This is a genomic window from Actinomadura sp. WMMA1423 (assembly GCF_006547145.1).
Classification (GTDB): Bacteria; Actinomycetota; Actinomycetes; order Streptosporangiales; family Streptosporangiaceae; genus Spirillospora.
Genome location: NZ_CP041244.1, coordinates 9169680 through 9192187 on the forward strand (window position 1 = coordinate 9169680; position 22508 = coordinate 9192187).

Consider the following 22508-nt stretch of genomic DNA (forward strand, 5'->3'; position numbering starts at 1 on the left):
AACCGTCCCTTGACATCACCCGGCAGGCCGATTGACGCATGCCCCCTACCGGCCGCGCCTGCGGGACTCGGGGGTTTCCCCCGATGCGATGGCCCGGTCCGGCCAGGGATGGAAGTGGTTTCCCTGATGTCACCTCGTGACTACTGAGCGCATTCTGCGGGGAGCCGAGTCTCGCCCCGTCCACAGGAGCGACGGCAGGAACACCGAGGGGGGACCTCGATGGCGAGTGAAGGCATATTCCGGTTCATCACCGTGCGCCCGGCGCGCAAGCAGGCGACCCTGGCCGGGATGCCGGTCATGGTCGAGACGTCAGAGCTGTACCGGAGGCTGGCCGAGGCCGCGGCGGCGGGCGCCGACCGGGGGAGGCTCCGCGAGACGGCGGCCGGTCTTCACCCGCGGGACGAGACCGAGCGCACCGCCGAGCTGGACGTCGCTCCGCTGAGGGCCTGGTTCTACGCCAACGAGGAACGCTCACTGGGCGAGGCCGACCTGGACGGCTTCGTCTCGCGCGAGTACGAGCGCTCCCTGAACGAACTGGTCGAGGCCCCGGAGTTCGCCGCCGCGCGGGCCGGGTTGAGCGACCGGCTGCTCGCGGCGGCGCTCCTCGGCGATCCCGCGGGGACGGCGGAGCGGGACCTCCTCGACGCCAAGCTCCTCGGCCTGGCCGCCTCGGCGCGGGCGGTCGGACATGAGCGGTCGCTCGGGGACGTCATGAGCCGCCCGGCGACGCTGCCGGGCTTCCTCGCGCACCTGCCCGGGGCTCCGGCGCCGGTGCCTGCTCCGCCCGCACCGGCCGAGCACGCACCGGAAGGCCATGGACCGGCGGAGCAGGACGACGAGGCACGCGTCTGGCTGGACGACCTGGCACGGGCGCACCGGGAACTGCTCAGGCTGGTCCACGACGGCACGCACCTGGACTTCCCGTCGGTGACGGCGGCGGCGGCTCCGGGCGAGGCACCCGACGTCTCGGAGGCGGCCGACGCCGAGCCGAGGCTCTCCGACGCCGCCGCGGCGGGGCTGAGCGAGCGGACGCGGGGCGTCCTCGACCGGCTCGGGCTGCCCGCGGGCGACCTGCGGCCGTTCCGGGCGATCCCCGTGCTGGAGGCCGAGATCCAGGACGCGACAGCGCGGGCCGCGGCCGACGCCGGCCCGTCCGGGACCCTCGCCTTCGACGGCGGCGAGATCGACCTGCACCGGTTCCACCGGGCCATGGGCGCCGGGACCCGGGGGGTCGGCGGCGGTCCGCCGCCCGCGCCCCAGCACTCCGCCGCCGGCCTGGCCGACCTGCTGGTGGTGCGGCAGAAGATCAAGGCCTACGAGCTGGGGGAGTTCGCCCACATCGAGAACGTGATGTCGGGCGAGACCCGGGACCGCTCGACCCGCCGGCTCACCCAGGTGGAGGTGACCACGGAGGACGAGACCGAGACAGAGACCGAGAAGGAGCGGGACCTGCAGTCCACCGAGCGGAGCGAACTGCAGACCGAGGCGGAGAAGCACGTCAAGAGCCAGCTCGACATCGAGGCGGGGCTCCAGGTCAGCGGCAGCTACGGTCCGGCCGCGTCGTTCTCCTCCAGCGTCAAGGCCGGCAGCTCGGCCTCCACCGAGGAGTCGCAGCGCAAGGCCTCCTCGTTCTCGCAGGAGGTCACCCAGCGCACGGCGGAGAAGGTGCGCGAGCGCGTCCGCAGCCTCGTCCGGCGGCGGACGCTGGAGGAGTTCGAGGAGACGAACCGGCACGCCTTCAGCAACAGCCTCCCCAAGCACGTCCGCGGCGTCTACCGCTGGCTGAACAAGGTCTACGACGCCCAGGTCTTCAACTACGGCCAGCGGTTCATGTTCGACTTCGTGGTGCCCGAGCCGGCGGCGTACTTCCTCTACGGGCTGGTGGAGAACCCGCCGCAGGACAGCGAACTGGTGAAGCCGCAGGCGCCGACGACGCCCGACGGGCAGCCGCTGCGGCCGTCGTACCTGACCCGCGCCAACTACACCGAGTACGTCGCCAGGTACCGCGTCGCCAACGCGCCGGCTCCGCCGCCGTCGATCCGCACCGCGACCTTCTTCGACAAGCAGGACGGCACCAACACGACCAACTTCGGCCGCGCCGGGAAGATCGAGATTCCGGAGGGGTACGCGGCCAAGACCGTGACGGTGCAGGCCACCCACCTGTTCGAGGCGGCCGGCCTGCACAACTTCCACATCGTGATCGGCGGCCAGCTCTACGTCTACACCGACATCTTCGGCGCCAAGAGCGGGACCGCGTCCGGCGAGAAGGAGATCTCCATCTCGATCGTCGTGACGGCGCTGGCGTGGTCGGTCGGCGTGGACGTGGGATGCGTCGTGACGCCGGAGGCGGAGGCCCGGTGGCAGCAGTCGGTCTACGACGCCGTCATCGCCGCCTACCAGCAGCAGCTCGCGGAGTACAACGAGCGGGCCGCGCAGCGCGAGCTCCAGCGCAGCACCGACCGGCAGTTCGGCCGCAACCCGCTCGTCAACCGGCGGGTGGAGCGCGACGAGCTGAAGAAGTGGGTCGTGATGATGCTGGCCAAGAAGCCCGACCTCGACCTCGACTCCTTCAAGGCGCCGGTGGCCGGCGGCCCGTCCGAGCCGGTCCTGGACCTCGACAAGGCCAACGCCAACGGCAGGTTCATCCGGTTCCTGGAGAACGCGTTCGAGTGGCAGAACATGCTCTACGTCTGCTACCCGCACCTGTGGGGGCGGCGGGCCCGGTGGATCTCCGCGCTCAACATCACCGACCCGGACGCCGACTTCGCCGCCTTCCTGCGCGCCGGGGCCGCGCGGGTCCAGGTCCCGGTGCGGCCCGGCTTCGAGAGCGCGGTCGCCTACTTCGTCTACACGGGCAACATCTGGGACGGCAACGACGTGCCGCGGATCGACGACGACCTGTACGTGCCGATCATCGACGAGATCACTACCAACCTGGGCAAGCTCGACAACGGCGTGCCGTACCCGGCGAACTCCAAGCCCTGGGAAGTGATCATCCCGACCGACCTGGTCCTGGTCCAGGACGTCACGGACGTGCCGCCGCTGCGGGACGCCCTGAAGCCCGGTACCCCGATGACGCTGGCCGACGGACCGGGGAGCCCCCACAGCGCCGCGCACACCCCGACCGCGACCACTCCGTCTACGACCACCACGTCCACAACCACGCCGTCCACGACCACTCCGTCCACGACCACCTCGTCCTCGGGCACCACGCCCGCGAGCACCAGGTCCACGACCACCACCCCCACGACCACCACCCCCACGACCACCACGCCCGCGAGCACCAGGTCCACGACCACCACCCCCACGGGCACCACCCCCACGGGCACCACCCCCACGGGCACCACCCCCACGACCACCACCCCCACGGGCACCACGCCCGCGAGCACCAGGCCCACGACAACTCCGTCTACGACCACCTCGTCCTCGGGTAGCACGCCCACGACCACCCCCTCGACGACCCCTTCCACGGGCACCTCGTCGACGGGCACCACTTCCGCGGCCGGCACTCCAGGGACGGGTCGCGACGCCGCGAGCGGTGGGCGATGACCGCCTACCGGCTGCACGCCGACTACGACCGCGACGGCCGGGTCTCCGCCCGGCCGGGCGAATGGGCCCGCAGGCTGGCGCCGCCGGGGGCGCTCGTCCGCGCCAACCTGGACAACGACACCCGGCGGCTGCCCGCGAAGGTCACTCCCGGCGACCCCGTCGAGCTGGACCGCGAGCTGCCGGTGAAGACCGCGGGGGACGACGAGCCGGCCGGCCTCCTCGTGGAGGAGGTCGCCGCGGCGCCCGGTCCGCTGTTCGTCGTGCTGGAGGGCGCGGACGCGCTCCGCTGCGCGGTGATCGACGCCACCGGCCGCCGGCTCGCCGGGGCCGGTGCCGGGAACCGGGTCCGCTTCCGGCTGCCGGTCGGCCCGTTCCCCCGCAAACTCTCCCTGGAGGCGGTGGACCTGCCGGCCGTCCCGGCGGGCAACACGGTGCTGAGCAAGCCGCCCCCCGGGCTGCCGGGCAACCGGATCACGGTCCGGCTGGAGCGCGACGACCCGGGCGGCACGGTGGTCGAGGACGAGGTCCTGTTCACCTTGTCGCCGTTCGTCCTGATCGGGAACGCGGGCGCGCTGGAACGGCTCTACATGTGCCAGGTCACCTCGGACGACCTGTCCAGGCCGCTGGACGACAACCAGCCCGCCGTCGCCGAGGTGCAGGCCGCCCTCCAGACGATCGGTGTGCCGCTGACGCTCATCCCGATGGAGGCGCACGGCGGCGACAGCTGGATCCAGGACCAGTACCAGCTCGGGTTCACCGAGACCCCGGACGGCCCGCTGCGGGTCCTGCTGCACACCCCGCGCACCCGTTCCGACGCCGCCCAGGGGGTCGTCGCGCCCAACCTGAGCTCGGTGGTGACCGGCCACTTCCCGAGCCGGGACCTCGGGCTCTGCCAGTCGTTCTGGGACCGGGAGCTGACCATCACCTCCCCGGACGGCTCCACCGGACGGCTCGGCTTCGTCGGCAGCGACCGCGCCCTCGTGATCATGATCCGGGTGAAGATGCTGCGCCGGCAGCTGTTCGAGTCCATCGCGCGGATCGGCACCGAGGTCGAGCTGAACACGACCGTGGCGGTGTTCGGGGACGCGACCGTCGAGTTCTTCCGCGCCCGCAACGAGCTGCCCGCGCTGGCCGGCCGGCTGAAGCAGGTCGCGAAGGCGGCGGCCGACCGGCCGGACTCGCCCTGGTTCAAGCAGCACGACAAGCTCGCGCGGCTCGTCCAGAACGCCGAGAAGCAGGTCGAGGAGGTGCGGCGGGAGATCCCGGTCCCGCAGGGCGCGCCACAGCTCCGACTGCGGCTGCCGGCCGTGGGAAAGCTGCCCCAGCAGGAGTTCCTGATGGCGGAGGCGGAGGTCGGGCGGCTGGAGAAGCGCCTCCAGCAGTGGCACTCCAGCCACAACTTCGGCGGCAACATCGAGGTCGGCCCCCCGCACGCCAAGGCGCCCGCGGGCGTGGTCGTCGTCGGCAACCAGACCACGCGGCAGCCGGACGGCTCCACCGCCACCGACATGGATCCCGAGCTGCTGGCCTTCCTTCGCGGCCAGACGCAGAGCGGGCAGCGGGTGCTGGAGGTCGACACCAGCTGGCTGGATGTGGGGCACGTCGACGAGGTGCTGGCGTTCGTGCCCGACCTGCGCGACCCCCAGAGCCCTTCGGGCGCGGTGCTGCGCTCGTCGCCGCTGGTCGCGCTCCGGTTGATCGAGGCCGCCCGGCAGGAGTTCATGGCGGGGCTGTCGCCGGGCGAGCTGACCCGGTACAAGAACTGGCTGCCCATCCGCGCCGCGCGGCTCACCTACGAGGGCGCGAACCCGGTCACCCACCTGCTCCGCGGCCTGCAGTGGCTGCACCAGCACGAGAGGGGGCAGCTCCTGCCGATCGAGCCGCCGGAGATCTACCTGTCGATGGCGACGTGGTACCGCGACTTCAGCGGACCGATCCCGAACTCCCCGCTCCCGCTGCCCGACTCGCCCTGGCGGCCGACCACCCCGTCCCTGCCGGCCGGCATCTCGATCTTCGAGTTCGACTACTTCCGCGACGGCACCAACGAGGACCTGGAGGACCCGGAGCCGGCCGGTCCCCGGGCGGGGCCGGGCGGGGCGCCCATCCCGGCTAAGGGGCAGCTGACGGAGACCGAGGAGAAGCTGACCACCGAGTACGGCGCCATCGAGATCCTCAAGCTCCCGGTCCTGTTCGACGACCGGTCGGCGCTCGCCGAGCAGACCGCGGCCTTCACCCCCAACCTGGCGAACCTCCAGGTCGCCGCCCCCTGGCTGCTGGTCCCGCGGCCGCACGGCCCGCGGATGGACGTCGAGGCGGCCGTCCGCGTCCTGCGGACGGTCGCCCAGCAGTTCAGGGACGTGAAGGCGTCGCGGTTCACCCCGCAGTGGCTGCGCGCCCGCGGACTCGACCGCACGGTCTTCTGGGCCCGGGCCGGCTCCGTGGCGGGCGACCTCGCCGGAGACGACGCCGAGAAGCTGACCTCGGCGTTTCTCGACGGCTGGCCGAGGGGAACCGACCGCAGGGAGATCCGCCGGCAGATCATCCGTGCCAACCCCGGCGCGTTCGACTCGCGGGGCTTCCTCAGGGGGAGCGCCTGGCGCAAGCTCCAGATCCCCGAGCGCAAGGTCGACCTCTTCGAAGCCTGGACCGAGGCGGTGGCCGACCGGCTCGGGTACCGGGTGAGCTGGGTGGAGGCGTGGTACTACCACGTGCGCCTGGGGTCCATCCACTGCGGGACCAACACGCTGCGCGCCGCCCCCGCCGGCCTCCGCTGGTGGCGCTGACGCGGGAAAGTGACCGTTTCATCGCGATCCCTTGAAGAGGACCGCGTGCCGCTTCCGCCGTGGCGGGAACGAACGCGGCAACGGGCACACCGGTGAGCAGGACACGGCCTCCGCACGCGACGGCGCCGGTCGGCGCGCACCGGTACCAGGGGTGCCCGCCGCGCGTTCGGCCTGCGGGGGAGACGTCATGGCGAAAGGTTTCAAGGGCAGGATCGCTCTGGACATCCGTGATTCGGAGCCGGACTGGGAGCCGTTCCTGTCGCCGTGGGCGCCCAAGGGCTCTCCGAACGTCCTGGTGATCGTGTGGGACGACGTCGGCTACGGGACGATGGACTGCTACGGCGGCCCGGTGCGGACGCCGACGATGAGCCGGATCGCGAACCTGGGCCTGCGCTACTCCAACTTCCACACCACCGCGCTGTGCTCGCCGAGCAGGGCCTCCCTGCTCAACGGCCGGAACGCGACGTCGAACGGGATGGCCACGGTCGCCGAGTTCAGCGCCGGGTTCCCGGGGATCTCCACCCGGATCCCGGTGGAGAACGGATTCGTCTCCGAGGTCCTGGTCGAGCGCGGGTACAACACCTACTGCGTCGGCAAGTGGCACCTCGCCCCCGGGTGGGAGACCAGCATGGCCGCCTACAAGGGCCGCTGGCCGCTCGGGTGCGGGTTCGAGCGGTTCTACGGCTACCTCAACGGCGAATCGAGCTGCTGGTACCCGACCCTCGTCCACGACAACCACCAGGTCGCCGCGCCGGCGAGGCCCGAGGACGGCTACCACATCGCCAAGGACCTGTCCGACAAGGCCATCCAGTTCATCCGCGACGCCAAGGCCGTCGATCCGGACAAGCCCTTCTTCATGTACCTCTCGCTCGACGCGGCCCACGCGCCGCACCATGTCTTCAAGGAATGGGCCGACGAGTACAAGGGGAACTTCGACCAGGGCTACGAGGCGATCCGGCCCGAGATCCTGCGCCGCCAGAAGGAGATCGGCCTGCTGCCCGAGGACACCCGGCTGTCGGTGATCAACCCGCACGGCGAGCCGGAGTCCGCCGGACCGGACGGGCAGCCCTGGCCGCTGCTCGACACCGTCCGGCCGTGGGACTCCCTCGACGCCGGCGAGCGGCGGCTGTTCGCCAGGATGGCCGAGATCTTCGCCGGCTACGTCACCTACACCGACGACCAGCTCGGCCGGGTGATCGACTTCCTGGAGTCGGCCGGCGAGCTCGACAACACGATCATCGTGGCCGTTTCCGACAACGGCGGCAGCGGCGAGGGCGGCCCGGACGGGACGTTCAACGAGATGCGGTTCTTCAACGGGCTGCCCAGCCCGGCGGAGCTGTCCCTGGAGCGCATCGACGAACTCGGCGGCACCACCTCCTACAACCACTACAACACCGGATGGGCCTGGGCGTTCGACACCCCGTTCCCCTACTGGAAGCGCTGGGCCGGCTATGAGGGCGGCGTCGCCGACATGTGCATCGTCGCCTGGCCCGGCAGGATCAAGGCCCGGGGCGAGGTGCGCCACCAGTACGTCCACGCGGTCGACGTGGCCCCGACGCTCTACGACCTGCTCGGCATCGAACCGCCGGAGGTGCTCGGGGGGCGCCCGCAGAGCCCGATCGAGGGCGAGAGCTTCGCCGCCTCGGTCACCGACCCCTCGGCGCCGGGGAAGCGGACCCAGTTCTACGCGATGCTGGGCCAGCGCGCGATCTACCACGAGGGGTGGCTGGCCTGCACCGCGCATCCCCCGCTGAGCGGCTGGGGCAGGTTCGAGGAGGACGTGTGGGAGATCTACGACCTCACCCGCGACCGGGCGCAGTCCACGAACCTGGCCGACCGGGAGCCCGGCCGGCTCGAGCGGATGAAGAGCCTGTGGTACTACCTCGCGGGCAACTACAACGGGCTGCCGCTGGACGACCGCACCGCGCTGGAGCAGACCCTGTCCGAACGCCCGCAGGGCACCCCGGCGCGCGAGCGCTACGTCTACTACCCCGACTGCGCGCCGGTGCCCGAGCAGTCCTCCGTCGTCCTCGCCGGCCGGTCGTACTCCGTCGTGGCCGGGGTCGAGATCCGGTCGGCCGACGCCGAGGGCGTTCTGTTCGTCCAGGGCGGCGTCGGCGGCGGGCACAGCCTCTACATCAAGGACGGCCGCCTGCACTACGCCTACAACTGGGTGGGCACCCATTTGCAGACCGTGAGCGCGGACTTGGCGCTCCAGCCGGGCAGGCACGTGTTCACCGCCGAGTTCAGGGCCGGGGAACGCAGCACCGACCGGGAGATGCCCGGCACCACCGGGACCCTCACCCTCTACGTCGACGAGCAGGAGGCGGCCGACGCCCGCCTCATCACCCAGCCCAGCTACTTCTGCCCCACCGGCGACGGGCTCTGCGTGGGCCGCGCCGACGGCTCGCCCGTCACCCCCGACTACGCGCCGCCGTTCCGGTTCACCGGCGGCGCCATCGACAGGGTCGTCATCGACGTCTCCGGCGACCGCTTCATCGACCACGAGGCGGAGGTGCGCGGCTGGCTCATGGTCGACTGACCTCCGCAGGGGAGCATCCGCGACCGTACTGGCGCCGATTCCTCCATTGCGGAGAGAATGGGGGTATGCCTGCCGTCAGAATGGCCCTTCTCCTGGTTTCGCCGCTGCTCGCCGCCACCGCCTGCGGAACGGCGGGGGAAGCCGTCAGGGCCGAGCGCCCCGGGTTCGTCGCGACGACCCCACCGGCTTCGGCGCCGCCGGCGAGGCTGCCGCGCGCCTACGACCCGAAGGCCGACGCCGGGGCCGAGATCGCGGCCGCGCTCTCGCGGGCCAGGGCGGACGGGCGCCCCGTGCTCCTCGACTTCGGTGCGAGATGGTGCGGCGAATGCGCGAGCCTGCAGTACGCCTTCCGCCGCCGGAGCGTGCGGCCTCTTCTGGAGGGCTATCACCTGGTGAGTGTCGATGTCGGCGGGATCGACCGGAATCTGAACCTCGCCAGGAAGTACGGGCTGGACCTGAAGCGGACCGGGATCCCCGCTCTGGTCGTCCTCTCGCCGGAGGGCGAGGTGCGGACGGCCGGCAACGGGAGCCTGTATCCGGCCTCCTCCGACGACCGGTTGCTGCCCGCCAACGTCGCCGCGTTCCTCCGGCGCTGGAAGTGAAGCGGATCGGCCTCCTCGCCGCCGTACTCCTGACCGGGTGCGGGACGGCCCAGGAGTCGGCCGCCGCCCGGTTCACGGAGGGGGAGGTGGACGTGGCGATCACCGCCTCGGCGCGCGAGGTGGAGGTGACCTTCCGTCCGACCCGTCCCGGTTTTCACATCTACAGTCTCGATCTGCCGTCCGGCGGGCTCGGCATCCCCACGCGGGTGGGCGTGCGGGCGGGGTTGGCGGCCACGGGTGCTCCCCGCGCGGAGAAGCCGGTGCGCTGGTTGGACCTGCCGCTCCTTGACACCCGGCTCCCGGTCTATCCGGACGGGCCGGTGACGGTCTCGCTCCCTGTGCGCCGGACGGGCCGCACAGCGGAGGTCGTCGTGTCGTACGGGGCCTGCAGCCGCACGGTGTGCCTTCCACCGGTGATCGACCGGGTGGCGGCGGTGACGTTCACCCGCTGAGACGGCGCTTGACGTGAGAGGCGTGCGGGCCCTGGAAGACCGCTTCTCGCGCCCGAGCGACCGGCTGACCGGCCCGAGTGGTTTTGTCTCCGCAGTGGGGGCAGGTCCTATTCGCGAGCACTGTCGACTCTGCGGGGGCAGGAGTGAGCGAGCGACCACAGGAGGCGGCCCACGACGTCGTCGACCTGCTGCTGCGGCAGCACGCCGAGATCCGGCACCTGTTCGACCGGGTCGAGGCCTCCGCCGGGGCCGAGCGGACCGCCGCCTTCGAGCGGCTGCGCCGGCTGCTGGCCGTGCACGAGACCGCGGAGGAGGAGGTCGTGCACCCCTACGCCCGCCGTCACATCGAGGACGGGCGGGACGTGGTCGCCGCCCGCCTGGCCGAAGAGAACCAGGCCAAGCAGCTCCTGTCGGACGCCGACTACTTCGGGCCCGCGAGTTCTGACTTCCTCCGGCGGCTCGGCGACCTGCGCCTGTTCGTCATGGACCACGCCCGGCACGAGGAGGAAGAGGAGTTCCCCCGGATCCGGGCCCACGCCTCCGAGCGGGATCTGCACAGGATGGCCACCGCCGTCAGGGCCGCCGAGGCCGTGGCGCCCACCCGTCCGCACGTCGGGATCGAGTCCCCCGCGGCCAACCTGGTGGTCGGCCCGTTCACCGCGGCCGCCGACCGCGCCCGCGACGCGATCCACAAGACCCTCGGCAAACGGGAAGACTGACCGGCCGGTCATGGGTGGCCGGGTGACGTCCTCGCGGAGTGGACCCCGTGGTCGCGCAGCGGGCCGACGGTCAGGCCATCGGCGCGGCAGGTCGCCACCACGCCGGGCAGGGCGCCGAGGGCGGCTCGCCAGGCGTGCGGCGCCGAGGTGGAGTCGCTGTCGTGCAGCAGGAGCGTCGCGCCGCCGCCGAGGCCCCGGGAAAGCGCGACCAGCACGGAGCCGGGGGTCGCGGAGGCCGTCCAGTCCTTGCCCCAGGCAGTCCAGAGGACGGGCCGGAGCCCGTCGCGACGGGCCGCGAAGAGGGCCTCGGCGCTCAGGACGCCGTACGGGGGCCGGTACCACGAGGGGCTCACGCCGCAGACGTCCTCGATGAGGCGGACGGTGCGGCGCATCTCGGCGGAGACCCGGCCGGGGCGGGTCACCAGGGGGTTGCCGTGGTGCCAGCCGTGGACGGCGATCTCGTGACCGTCGCCGACGATGCGCCGCCCGAGGGAGGGGTTGCGCTGGAGCATCATGCCGAGGACGAAGAAGGTCGCGTGGCAGCCGAGACGGGCCAGTTCGTCCAGGAAGAGGGGCGTGGAGAGGGCGTCGGGCCCGTCGTCCAGGGTGAGCGCGACATGGCGGGCCTCGCCGCGGCCCGCGAGACGGGGGGTCAGGCGGCGGACGGGGGGAAGCCAGGTCGCCGCCGGCAGGGCGTGCGCCAGGAGCAGCCCGGCGAGGCCCCGCGTCAGATGCGACATGGGACAAGTCTCACAGGGGGATCGAACGCATGGGCAAACGACTCCTCATCCTCACGGCGGCCATGGGGGAGGGCCACGACGCCGTCGCCGGTGAGCTGGCGCGCCGGGTCGCGCCGCTCGGCGTCGAGGTGCGCCTCGTCGACGTGCTGGACCTCGTCCCGCTGCGCCTCGGGCACGGGCTCAGGTCGGCGTACGAGGGGATGCTCCGGTGGGCGCCCTGGCTGTACGAAGGGATCTACCAGGCGTTCTTCGTGTCGCCGCGCCCGCCGCCCGCGTCGCCGCTGACGGCGCTGATCGCCAGGGGGCTCGAGCGGCGGATCTCCGAGCTCCCCCCGGACGCGGTGGTGTCGACCTTCCACCTCGCGGCGCAGGCGGCCGGGCGGACGCGGTCGCGGGGGCGGCTGGGGGCGCCGTCGCTCGTGCTGGTGACCGACTTCGCCGCCCACCGCATGTGGCTGCACCCCGGCAACGACCGCTACCTGTGCCCGGACGAGGTCTCGGCGTGCGCGGTGGCGGAGCGGACGGGACGTCCGGCCGACCGGGTCGCGCCCGTGGTGCGGCCCGGGTTCCTGCGCGCGGACGACGGCGGGCGGCTCCGGGTCGCGACCGGCGCGCGGCCCGGGGACCGGATCGTGCTGGTCTCCGCGGGGGCCTGGGGCGTCGGCCGGGTCACCGAGACGGCGCGCGGGCTCGCGGCGTCCGGCCGGTACCTGCCGGTCGTGCTGTGCGGCCGGAACCGGCGGCTGCGCGCCCGGATCCGGGAGGACGGCGCCGGGCACGCCCTCGGCTGGGTGGACGACATGCCCGGACTGATGGCGGGGGCGTACGCCCTGGTCGACAACGCGGCGGGCCAGACGTGCCGGGAGGCGTTCGCCTGCGGGCTGCCGGTGGTCTCCTACCGGCCGATCCCCGGCCACGGGCGCGACGGGGCCGAGGCGATGGCGCGGGCGGGCCTGAGCGCTCTCGCGCGGTCGCCGGACGAACTTCTCGAGGCGCTGGACCGGTTCGCGGACGAGCGGGCGCGCGCGGCCTGGGCGCGGCGGGTGGAGACGCTCTTCGACGCCGTCGGGGCCGAGCACGTCATCCGCGCGGCGCTGAGGTGACGGTCCGCTCCCCGTAGAGCATGGGGGACCGGGCGATGAGCACGCTGCCGACCAGGACCAGCAGGATGCCCGCCGCCTCCATGATGATCCACATCCCGGCCCTGAGGTGCTCGCCGAAGAGGCCGATGCCCAGCAGGATGCTGGCGACGGGGTCGGTGACGGTCAGGGCGGGCTGCACGACGACCAGGCTGCCGCTCTGCAGCGCGTTCTGGAGCAGGAACAGGCTGGTCACCCCGGCCGCGGCCATCGCGTAGAGCTCCCAGGACGTCAGGACGGCGCCGATGCCCGCGGGGAACTCGCGGGTGGCCGTCCTCATGAACGCGGCCGTCAGCGCGAAGCCGAGGGACGTCGTGACGCCCAGCAGCACTCCGCGGACGGGCCCGCGCATGGGCCACGCCACCGCGACCAGGGCGGCGGCGCAACCCACCGTGGCGACCGTGGCGACCAGCCACTCACCGGTGCCCGGCATGTTCCGGCCTCCGCTCGGGGCCGCCGCGATGAGGAACCCGGCCAGGCCCGCGGTGAGGGCGACGACCCCCGTCCACGGCACCCGGTGCAGCCCGCGCGGCGGCAGGGAGGCGATGATGATCATGGTGAACGGCAGCTCGGCGGCCAGCAGCGGCTGGACCAGCGCCAGTCCCGCCTGCGACAGCGCGGCGGCCTGCAGGAGGAACGCGGCGATGAGCGCCCCCACCCCGCCGAGCCAGAGCGGCTGGCGCAGCAGGTCGATGATGAGGGACGGTTTGAAGGCGTCGGCTTCGGGCGCGGCCTCGGTGGCCCGGCGCTGGAGCACCGAGGCCAGGGCGTTGGACGCGGCGGCCAGCAGGCCCAGGACGACGGCGATCACAGGTCCCCTCCCTCCTCCCGCGCCGCCCGGTCGCCCGGCTTGCCGAGGTACGGCGACCGGCCGAGGACGACGATCCCCGCCACCATGCCCGCCAGCCCCAGCGCCTCCAGGGCCAGGTCGCCGGCGGAGAGCCTGATCCGCTCACCGAAGATCACGATGCCCAGCGCGATCCCGGTCAGCGGCTCGGCCGCCGTGGCCGCGGGCAGCGAGATGCGCAGCGGCGCGGCGTCGAAGGCGCTCTGCGCGAGGAGCAGCGCGAGCGCTCCGACGCACACCAGGCCGTAGGGCTGCCACGTCATGAAGGCGGCGGGGACGCCCCCGTCGAACAGCAGCACGACGCTGCGGGTCAGCGTGTCCTGGAGGCCGTAGAGCAGCCCGGCGCCCGAGGCGAGCAGCATCGCGCGGACGCGCAGGTCCCGATGGGACCCTCCCACCGCGACCAGCATGGCGAGGCCCAGCACCACGGCTCCGCCCACCCAGCGGAAGGAGAGCTCGCCGGGCGGCGTGCCCCCGTGGGGCTGCCCGATGACGAGGAACAGCGCGACCCCGCCGGTCAGCATCAGCGACCCCAGCAGTGCCCTGCCGCCGAGCGGCTCGCGGTAGATCACGTGCGCGGCGATCAGCGCGAAGACGAGGTTGACGGTGAGCACCGGCGTGGCCTGGGTGACGCTGGTGAGGTCCAGCGCGACCGCGAAGACGAGCTGACCGGCGATCATCAGGGCGATGCCGGACAGCCAGAGCCTGCTGTGCAGAAGGTCCAGCAGCAGGCTCGGATGCAGGATCCGTCCCAGCGGCTCCTGGAAGGCCGCGTGCTGCTGGGCCACGAAGCCGAGACCGATGAGGCAGGCCGCCACCACGGCGACGCCCATCCCGAGAAGGCTCATCCCGATTCACGATTTCCCCCGCCGTGACTCTCGCGACGATCTCCTACCCGGGGTCCGGCTGCCCGAATCCGCCTCCCGGGTCCAGCCGAAACCCGCCGGCCGCAGGGTGTGCGCGCCCGAGCTCCAAGGATGCGGTCGTCGTGCGCTGCGGCGCCGCGCTGTGGCGATCCCCACAGCGCTAAATCGGACTCCGAGATTCCGATTCAAACTATGATCAAGCCGTGCACCTGACCCAGTCGACCGACCTGGCCCTGCGCGTGCTGATGCTGCTGGCCGCGCGGAACGAGCGGCGCTCCGCCGCCGATCTGGCCGAACGCCTCCAGGTCGCGCCGCAGCACATGGCGAAGATCGTCCAGCGGCTCCGCAGGGACGGGTTCGTCGCGACGACCCGCGGCCGGGGCGGCGGCGTCGTCATCGCCGACGGGGTGACCGCCACACCGGTCGGCGAGATCGTCCGAGTGCTGGAGGGCCCCGGCGAGGCGGTCGAATGCGACGACCCGCCCTGCCCGCTGCGCGGCGGCTGCCGCCTGCGCGGGGCGCTGCGGGCGGCGCAGGAGGCCTTCCTGGCGTCGCTGAACCAGGTGCGGCTGGGTGATCTCGTGACCGACCCCCTCGAACCGGTCCTGCTCTCCCTCGCGCCGCCGGCACCCGCCGCGGCGTCCTCCGCAGAGGAAGGTCTCTGATGCTCTCGACCGACCACGCCGAGATCGTGCGGGCCACGCTGCCCGCCGTCACCGCCAACGGCACCGCGATCACCGGCGAGTTCTACGCCGCGATGTTCGCCGCGCACCCCGAACTGCGGAACCTGTTCAACCAGGGCAACCAGGCCAACGGCGAGCAGCGCAGGGCGCTGGCCGGCTCGGTGGCGGCGTTCGCCCAGCACCTGGTGGCCGCCGACTCGGCCGTCCCGTTCCAGCAGATCCTCTCGCGGATCGCGCACAAGCACGCCTCGCTCGGCATCCGCCCCGAGCAGTACACGATCGTGGGACGGCACCTGATGGACGCGGTCGCGAAGGTGCTCGGCGACGCGGTGACGCCGGAGGTGCACGCGGCCTGGTCCGAGGTCTACTGGCTGTTCGCGACGCTGCTGATCGCCGAGGAGGCCCGGCTGTACCAGGAGGCCGCGTGCGATCCCGCCGCCCCCTACCGGCCGTGGAAGGTCACGGAGCGGCGGGACGAGGCGGAGGACACGATCTCCCTCGTCCTCGCCCCCGCGGACGGGGGCGGCGTGCCCGCGCACCGTCCGGGCCAGTTCGTCTCCGTCGCGGTCACGCTCCCGGACGGGCTGCGCCAGCCGCGCCAGTACACCCTCTCCCGGACGGCGGCGGACACGGCCCAGATCACCCTGCGGCGGGTGCGCGGCGAGGGCGCCGCGCCCGACGGCGCCGTCACGACGTTCCTGTTCGACGACGTCCGGGCCGGGGACGTGCTGGAGGTGTCCCCGCCGTTCGGCGACGTGGTGATGGAGGACGACGGTGATCCGCTCGTCCTGGTCAGCGCCGGCATCGGCATCACCCCGGTCGCCGCGATGGTCGACCATCTGGCCGCCGCGCAGCCGGGCCGCACGGTCCTGGCCGTGCACGCCGACCGGAGCCCGCGCACCCACGCGCTGCGGCGGCAGGTCGCCGAGGCGGGCGCCAGGTTGAGCGACTTCAGGCAGCTGACCTGGTACGAGGACGCGGAAGGTGCCGAGGGACCGGACGTCCGGCCCGGCCGGATCGACGTCGCCGCGCTGCCGCTTCCCCGCAAGGCGCGCGTCTTCATGTGCGGTCCGATCCCGTTCATGCGCGGGATCCGGCGCGGGCTGACCGCCGCCGGGGTCTCGGACGAGCGCATCCACTACGAGGTGTTCGGCCCGGACCTCTGGAACGCCGGCGACTGAGCGCCCGGGGGCCGTGGAACGAGAGTGCGTCCCACCGCGGCCCCGGAGGGAGGGAATCGGCGCGCCGGGCGGCGACCGGAGCGAACTGAGCGACGCGGCTTCCTCCTCCCGCCACGAACCCCCCGTCACATGCCCCCCGCCACATACCACCCGCCTTCCCGGGCGGTATGTGGCGGGGGGTATGTGGCGTATACGCAGTGGGCCGAACGTGTGGAGGAACGGGGCGCGGGAGGACGGGAGTGCGGGACGCGGTCTTACCGAATGTGCTTGTCCGGCGCAAGGGGAAAGATCCGGGAAGGGGACTCGGATCATTGGGGATTTCCGGGTCCGGACAGAGAATCGCCCCTCGGGGATGAAGATCCGTTGGCGGGCGATGGGCGAGCCTAATCTGCGGAAGGTGACTCGGCGCGCATCCTTGAGGCCGTTGTGTGACCGTTGATCGGTTTCTTCGCGGAGGATTGACGGGCCGGAATTTGGGCATCGGGCGCCATGGCGAGGCGAGCGAGGCGGTCTAGGCGGAGAGGTGCCCGTTCATGGTGCCGGACGGTGTACGGGCAGGTGGTGGCCGGGCCGGCGGTGGTGAGGCGGCCGGCGGGCGGGAGCGTCCGGCCGCCCGGATCCCGGTGGGCCCTTGCCCTCCCGGCTCTTCGGCGCCGTCCGCCGCGCGCCTCCTCGGCGCCGGGCCGCCGGCTCGCGGGCCCCGCCGGCAGGCCTTCGGGCCGTGCGCAGGCGCCACGGCCGCCGGCATGACCGAGTGCGGGCGGGCGCCGGGCGGGCGGGCGATCATCTCGGCGGCGGCGGTGAACCGGGCCGTTAGGAAGGGTTCACTTTCAACCATCCGCACCGGATTAAGAATGGTGATCCGCGGGTGGCGGGGCGGAACGCCGCGTGTTACCGTTGGTCCGCTGAGGGGCGGCGGAACGGCCTTCTCCAGCCGATCCAACTTCAATATCACAATACGGGGAGATGGGCGGCGGAGCGGGAGCGTCCGGGTTCGAAGTGCGGCGAGGCCGTGCCGATCGGAGCCTTCATGAGTGAATGTGCGAAAGAGCGGGCCGCCGGATTCTGCCGGCACCGCCATCGGTCGGAACGGGGGACCGCCGCATTCCGGGGGTGGTCTTGACGCCGCGCACCGTGCTGATCGTCGACAGCCACACCCTCGTCCGGCAGGGCGTGCGGGAGATCCTCGAAGAGGACGCCGACCTGAAGGTGGTGGGGGAGGCCGGCGACGGTGAGGCGGCCCTCACGGCGGTCGCCGACCTGCGTCCCGACGTCGTCCTCCTGGAGGTCGGCGGCGCCGGGCAGGACGCCGTCACCACGGTGCGGCGGATCCGGCGGCACTCGCCCGCCACCAAGGTCATCATCCTCAGCATGCAGGAGGGGCCCGAGCTGCTGCGCGCGCTGCTGGAGGCGGGCATCCGCGGCTACCTGCTGAAGACCGTGACGCGCACCGAGCTGGTCTCGGCGATCCAGGCGGTGGACGACCCCGAGCGCATCGTGCTCAGCGTCTCGCGGCGCAGCCTGCCCGAGGAGAACGGCGCGCAGCACGTCCAGCTGACCGAGCGGGAGCGGCAGGTGCTCGAACTCACCGCGCGGGCGCTCACCAACCGGCAGATCGCGAACCGGCTCTCGCTCACCGAGGCGACGGTGAAGCGCCACCTGCGCAACATCTTCGCCAAGCTCGGCGCCGGATCGCGGCTCGACGCGGTCAACCGCGCGGCCCTCGCCGGGCTCATCGACCCGCCCCGGAACAACCCCTGACCGGGCTCTGACGGGACGCGAACCGGGCTCGACGCGGGCGTCCTACGTTGTCGGCGACCGTTCGCCCAGCGGAGGGAACGCCGTGCTTCGCCAGATCCAGCCCGTGGGGGCCAGCAAGTTCCGCTCGGTCATGCGTGGCTTCGCCACGGGAGTGACGGTGGCCGCCGCCGACTCCGGGGACGGGCCCGCCGGGACGACGATGAACTCGTTCACCTCGGTGTCGCTGGAGCCGCCGCTCGTCCTGTTCTGCATCGGCTGCGGTTCGCGGACCTGGCCCGTGGTGCGGGAGGCGGGCTGCTTCGCGGTGAGCTTCCTGTGCGCCGACCAGGAACCGCTCGCCCGCCGTTTCGCGGCGCCCGGAGTGGACCGGTTCGCCGGGCAGGACGTCGTCACCGCGGAGACCGGCTCGCCCGTGCTCGCCGACGCCGCGGGCTTCGTCGACTGCCGGCTCGTGGACGCCGTCGAGCTCGGCGACCACCGCGTGGTCGTGGGGCTGGTGGTGGCGGCGGGCCGCCTTCGCGACGCCCGGCCGCTGGTCTTCGCCGACGGAGGTTATGGGAATGTCTGAGATGCGGGACCGGGTGGCCCAGCTGGAGGCGGAGCGCCTCGCCGCCGCCGAGGCGGGCGGGGAGAAGGCCACGAAGGCGCAGAAGTCCAAGGGGAAGCTGACGGTGCGTGAACGGCTCGACCTGCTGTTCGACGAGGGCACCTTCACCGAGATCGAGACGTTCCGGCGGCACCGGGCGCAGGGCTTCGGCATGGAGCGCAAGCGCCCGCCGACGGACGGCGTCGTGGTCGGCTGGGGCCGGGTCGAGGGCCGGCGGGTGTTCGCCTACGCCCACGACTTCCGGGTCTTCGGCGGCAGTCTCGGCGAGGCCCACGCCGGCAAGATCCACAAGATCATGGATCTGGCGGCCAAGGCGGGCGCGCCGCTGGTCGGACTGTGCGACGGGGCGGGTGCGCGCATCCAGGAGGGCGTGACCGCGCTCGCCGGGTACGGCGGCATCTTCCAGCGCAACGTCCGCAACTCCGGGGTGATCCCGCAGATCAGCGTGATGCTCGGCCCGTGCGCGGGCGGGGCGGCGTACTCGCCGTCGCTCACCGACTTCGTCTTCATGGTCCGCGACACCGCGCAGATGTTCATCACCGGCCCCGACGTGGTGGGCGCGGTCACCGGCGAGACGATCACCCACGAGGAGCTCGGCGGGGCGGAGGTGCACGCCTCCCGGACCGGCGTCGCCGAGGCGATGTACGACGACGAGGAGGAGTGCCTCGCCGACGTGCGCTACCTGCTGTCCCTGCTGCCGTCCGACAACACCCGGTTCGCGCCCGAGCAGCCCACCGACGACCCGCCGGACCGGCCGTGTCCGGCGCTGCGGGACACGGTGCCGGTCGATCCCAAGGCCGCCTACGACGTGCGCGAGGTCGTCGAGGAGATCGTCGACGACGGCGAGACGTTCGAGATCCATGAGATGTGGGGCACCACCGTGGTGTGCGCGTTCGCCCGCTTCGGGGGCAGGGTCGCCGGGATCGTGGCCAACCAGCCCGCCGAGACGGCCGGGGTCCTGGACATCACGGCCGCGGAGAAGGCGTCCCGGTTCGTCCAGTTCTGCGACGCGTTCAACATCCCGCTCGTGACGCTGGTGGACGTGCCGGGCTTCCTGCCCGGGGTGGACCAGGAGCACGGCGGGATCATCCGGCACGGCGCCAAGCTGCTCTACGCCTACTGCGACGCGACCGTGCCGCGCGTGCAGCTCGTCCTGCGCAAGGCCTACGGCGGCGCGTACATCGTGATGGACTCGCGGTCGATCGGCGCGGACGTGTCCCTCGCCTGGCCCACCAACGAGATCGCGGTGATGGGCGCCGAGGCCGCCGTGAACGTGGTGTACCGGCGGGAGATCGCCGCCGCCGACGACCCGGAGGCCGAGCGCCGGGCCCGCGTCGAGGACTACCGGCGCGAGCTGATGGGGCCGTTCCACGCGGCCGAGCGCGGGCTGGTGGACGAGGTGATCGACCCGGCCGAGACCCGCGCCCGGATCGTCGACGCGCTGGACATGCTGGCCGCCAAGTACGTGCCGCGTCCCGGACGCAAGCACGGGAACCAGCCGCAGTGAGCCCGGTCGTGGTGAGCCCGGTCGTGGTCAGCACGGCCCGGCAGGGGAGTGAGCAGCGATGAGCGCCGATTTCGAGATCGTGAAGGGCCGGCTGGACGGGGAGGAGCTCGCGGCGCTCGTCGCCGTGCTCGAACTGCACGAGCACGGGCTGAAGGGGCACGGGCTGAACGGGCACGGGGGGCATGGGAGCGGCGAGGGCCCGGACGGGAGGGCCGCCGCCCCGCGGGACGCGGAGCGGCGGCCCGGGCCGCGCTGGGACCCCGAGGGCCTCAGCCCGCCGGTGCCCGCGTCCGCTCCACGACGGCCGCGGAGTAGGTGAAGCCCGCGCCGACCCCGGCGAGCAGGCACCGCTGCCCGGGCGCGAGCCGCCCGGACGCGACGAGCTCGCCGAGCCCGGCGATCTGGTCCCCGGCGCCGAGGTGACCGATCCGGCGCCCCCAGTCCCACGTGGTGCGCTCGCGCTCGATGCCGAGCGGCTCGAAGAACTGCACGCCCATCTTCGGCAGGCCCAGGTGCGGGAGGACGAACCAGTCGACGTCCTCCTGCTTGACTCCGGCGTCGGACAGGGCGCCCTCGACAGCGCGGGACTGCCCGTCCTGCAACCGCCGCAGGACCTCGGCGAAGCCGAGTTCGGAGACCGCCTGCTCGCGCGGCGCCTCGGCGTCGATCGGGCGGGCCTGCTCGAGCGGGGCGTCGGCGAACGGCCGCGCGCCCCGTCCGAGCTTCTCCAGCTCCGGATCCGAGACGGACACGGAGCTGCGCAGTCTGAGCGCGTCCCGGCCGTCCTCCGCGCCAGGGCCGCGTGACGGGGCTCCGCGCGACAGGACCAGGGCGGTGCCGCCGTCGCCGCAGACCGTTCCAGGGTCGGTGCGCCAGCGGTCGAATCCCGGAAGGGCGAACCGGTCGCCGGTGGAGACCAGCGCACCCCGGCCCGCGGGCCGGCCGGCCAGGAACGCGGCGGCCAGCTCGATCGCCGCCATCCCGCCGTTGGACTGCTGGCTCACCTCGACGGCGGGGCAGGCGTTGCCGACCGCCTCGCGCTGCACGTAGGAGGCCGCGGCCCACAGGTCGTGGCCCTGGTAGTGGACGCTGGCGTGCAGGATCAGCTCGATGTCGCAGAGGTTCGCGCCGGCGTCCGCCATCGCCTGCCGCGCGGCGTCCGCGGCCATCACCGGCGCGGCCTCGTCCGCGACGCACACGGCTTCGATCCCGGTCCGCCAGACGTCCTTGCGGGCGCACAGGCCCCGTCTCTGCGCGTCCGCCGTCTCGATCGCTGCGGGCAGGTGGCGGCCGATTCCCGCCACGTAGATGTCCTCGTACTCCATGCCGCGAGGATCGCAACCGGCCGTCAGGAAGCTGTCGAGGACAGGTGGTCGCGCCCGTCGGCACCGCGGCGCCGGACCGGCCCGGCCGGCCCCGCCCGCCGAGGACCGAACCCGAATGACCCTAGGCCGAGTCTCGACGCGGGCGGCCTAGACAGGTGGCATGACTGAGGACACCGCCGGCGCCGGACGCCCGCTGCCGATCGCGCTGCTGATCCCGGGCCAGGGGGCGCAGCATCCGCGGATGGCCGCGTCTCTGTACGGCACCGTTCCGACCTTCACCCGCACGATGGACGAGGCGTTCGAGCTGATGGGCCCGCGCGGCCCGGACGTGCGCGCGCAGTGGCTCGCGGAGGAGCCGTCGCCGGAGTTCGACGACGTCACCGTGGCGCAGCCGCTGCTCTACGCGGTCGGCTACGCGCTCGGCCGGACGCTGGTGGACCGGTGCGGGCGCCCGGACGCGCTGCTCGGCCACTCGGCCGGGGAGATGGTGGCCGGCGCGCTCGCCGGGGTCTTCGACTTCGCCGACGGGATGCGGCTGATGACCGGGCGGCTGCCGGCGCTCGCCGCGACCGAGCCGGGCGGGATGCTCGCGGTGGCGGCCTCCGTGCGGGACGTGGAGCCGCTGCTCGCCGAGGACGTCCACCTCGCCGCGGTCAACGCGCCCCGGCAGCTGCTGCTCGCCGGTGCGGAGGAGCCGCTCCGGCGCGCGATGGCCCGGCTGAAGGCCGAGGGGAGGACGGTCCGGCGCGTCCCCGCCCGGCAGGCCTTCCACAGCCCGCTCGTGGAGGAGGCGTCGGCCCGGGCCGGCGAGGGCTGGACCGGCGTCAACCTCCGGCCGCCCGCCGTCCGGCTGTACTCGGCCTACGAGGCCGCGCCGCTCACCCCGGAGCGTGCGTGCGACCCGTCCTTCTGGACCGGGCAGCCGGCCCGCACCGTCCACTTCGCCGGCGCGCTGGACCGGCTGCTGGAGGACGGCGACCACCTGCTGGTGGAGACCGGCCCGGGGCAGAGCCTCACGATGCTCGCCCGCAGGCATCCACGGGTCGCGGCCGGACGCAGCCAGGTGATCGCGATGTCGCCCGACCGGCGCGGGGGCGACGGCGCCGAGCGCGACGCCGTGCGGTCGGCGACCGAACGGGTGCTGACGCGCCGCTGAGTGCGCCGCCCGAGTTCCCGGGGCCCGCCGACGGGCCCGACCACGCCAG

The 22508-nt window shown here is 73.1% G+C and carries 18 protein-coding genes; 14 read left to right on the forward strand and 4 right to left on the reverse strand.

From position 1 onward, the window contains the following. Positions 1-219: 219 nt before the first annotated feature. The 6 genes from FKD65_RS45225 (at position 220) to FKD65_RS42315 (ending at position 10647) form a co-directional block, all read left to right on the forward strand. On the forward strand, positions 220-3549 hold the full coding sequence (locus FKD65_RS45225) for a hypothetical protein (RefSeq protein WP_205718470.1): 3330 nt from the start codon (positions 220-222) through the stop codon (positions 3547-3549). Further along, the gene (locus FKD65_RS42295) at positions 3546-6332 is read left to right on the forward strand and encodes a protein-arginine deiminase family protein (protein ID WP_141585658.1); all 2787 of its coding nucleotides are present in this window, start codon (positions 3546-3548) and stop codon (positions 6330-6332) included. Before FKD65_RS45225 ends, FKD65_RS42295 begins: the two co-directional genes overlap by 4 nt. Positions 6333-6519: 187 nt before the next feature. Further along, complete coding sequence (locus FKD65_RS42300; RefSeq protein ID WP_141585660.1) at positions 6520-8874, forward strand: arylsulfatase; 2355 nt, start codon at positions 6520-6522, stop codon at positions 8872-8874. A gap of 65 nt (positions 8875-8939) precedes the next feature. After that, positions 8940-9476, forward strand: coding sequence for a thioredoxin family protein (locus tag FKD65_RS42305; protein WP_141585674.1), 537 nt, complete (start codon positions 8940-8942; stop codon positions 9474-9476). Next, positions 9473-9928, forward strand: coding sequence for a protein-disulfide reductase DsbD domain-containing protein (locus FKD65_RS42310; RefSeq protein WP_141585676.1), 456 nt, complete (start codon positions 9473-9475; stop codon positions 9926-9928). The genes FKD65_RS42305 and FKD65_RS42310 overlap by 4 nt, the downstream gene beginning before the upstream one ends. A 143-nt stretch (positions 9929-10071) precedes the next feature. After that, positions 10072-10647, forward strand: coding sequence for a hemerythrin domain-containing protein (locus FKD65_RS42315; RefSeq protein ID WP_141585690.1), 576 nt, complete (start codon positions 10072-10074; stop codon positions 10645-10647). An 8-nt stretch (positions 10648-10655) separates the two neighbouring features. On the opposite strand, the gene FKD65_RS42320 is transcribed toward FKD65_RS42315, so the two are convergent. Further along, a complete protein-coding gene (locus FKD65_RS42320) occupies positions 10656-11387 on the reverse strand; it encodes a polysaccharide deacetylase family protein (RefSeq protein ID WP_141585692.1) in 732 nt (243 codons plus the stop codon). Positions 11388-11416: 29 nt separating this feature from the next. Here FKD65_RS42320 and FKD65_RS42325 point away from each other — a divergent pair, with 29 nt between their 5' ends. Continuing rightward, positions 11417-12490, forward strand: a complete 1074-nt coding sequence (locus FKD65_RS42325; RefSeq protein WP_141585695.1) for a hypothetical protein — start codon at positions 11417-11419, stop codon at positions 12488-12490. Here the strand turns inward: FKD65_RS42325 and FKD65_RS42330 are convergent. After that, complete coding sequence (locus FKD65_RS42330) at positions 12468-13337, reverse strand: DMT family transporter (RefSeq protein ID WP_141585697.1); 870 nt, start codon at positions 13335-13337, stop codon at positions 12468-12470. The genes FKD65_RS42325 and FKD65_RS42330 overlap by 23 nt on opposite strands. Then, the gene (locus FKD65_RS42335; RefSeq protein ID WP_141585699.1) at positions 13334-14221 is read right to left on the reverse strand and encodes a DMT family transporter; all 888 of its coding nucleotides are present in this window, start codon (positions 14219-14221) and stop codon (positions 13334-13336) included. The genes FKD65_RS42330 and FKD65_RS42335 overlap by 4 nt, the downstream gene beginning before the upstream one ends. Before the next feature lie 221 nt (positions 14222-14442). Here FKD65_RS42335 and FKD65_RS42340 point away from each other — a divergent pair, with 221 nt between their 5' ends. The 6 genes from FKD65_RS42340 to FKD65_RS42365 all read left to right on the forward strand — a co-directional run bounded on the left by FKD65_RS42340 (position 14443) and on the right by FKD65_RS42365 (position 20297). Continuing rightward, positions 14443-14904: an Rrf2 family transcriptional regulator gene (locus FKD65_RS42340; protein ID WP_141585701.1), complete on the forward strand. Its 462-nt coding sequence runs from the start codon at positions 14443-14445 to the stop codon at positions 14902-14904. Next, positions 14904-16103, forward strand: coding sequence for a globin domain-containing protein (locus FKD65_RS42345; RefSeq protein ID WP_141585703.1), 1200 nt, complete (start codon positions 14904-14906; stop codon positions 16101-16103). The genes FKD65_RS42340 and FKD65_RS42345 overlap by 1 nt, the downstream gene beginning before the upstream one ends. A 1119-nt stretch (positions 16104-17222) precedes the next feature. After that, on the forward strand, positions 17223-17864 hold the full coding sequence (locus FKD65_RS42350) for a response regulator transcription factor (protein WP_240809865.1): 642 nt from the start codon (positions 17223-17225) through the stop codon (positions 17862-17864). Between the two features lie 82 nt (positions 17865-17946). Further along, the gene (locus FKD65_RS42355; protein ID WP_141585708.1) at positions 17947-18432 is read left to right on the forward strand and encodes a flavin reductase family protein; all 486 of its coding nucleotides are present in this window, start codon (positions 17947-17949) and stop codon (positions 18430-18432) included. A gap of 1 nt (position 18433) precedes the next feature. Continuing rightward, entirely contained in the window at positions 18434-19978 is a 1545-nt protein-coding gene (locus FKD65_RS42360) for an acyl-CoA carboxylase subunit beta (RefSeq protein WP_240810416.1), read from the forward strand. A 58-nt stretch (positions 19979-20036) separates the two neighbouring features. Next, a complete protein-coding gene (locus tag FKD65_RS42365) occupies positions 20037-20297 on the forward strand; it encodes a hypothetical protein (protein WP_168220892.1) in 261 nt (86 codons plus the stop codon). Here the strand turns inward: FKD65_RS42365 and FKD65_RS42370 are convergent. Further along, positions 20248-21303 (reverse strand): ketoacyl-ACP synthase III family protein, encoded by a 1056-nt coding sequence (locus FKD65_RS42370; RefSeq protein WP_141585714.1) that lies wholly within the window; start codon positions 21301-21303, stop codon positions 20248-20250. The two genes, FKD65_RS42365 and FKD65_RS42370, sit on opposite strands and share 50 nt — an antisense overlap. A gap of 160 nt (positions 21304-21463) precedes the next feature. On the opposite strand from FKD65_RS42370, the gene FKD65_RS42375 reads away from it, so the two are divergent. Beyond that, positions 21464-22459, forward strand: coding sequence for an acyltransferase domain-containing protein (locus FKD65_RS42375; RefSeq protein ID WP_141585716.1), 996 nt, complete (start codon positions 21464-21466; stop codon positions 22457-22459). Positions 22460-22508 lie beyond the last annotated feature (49 nt).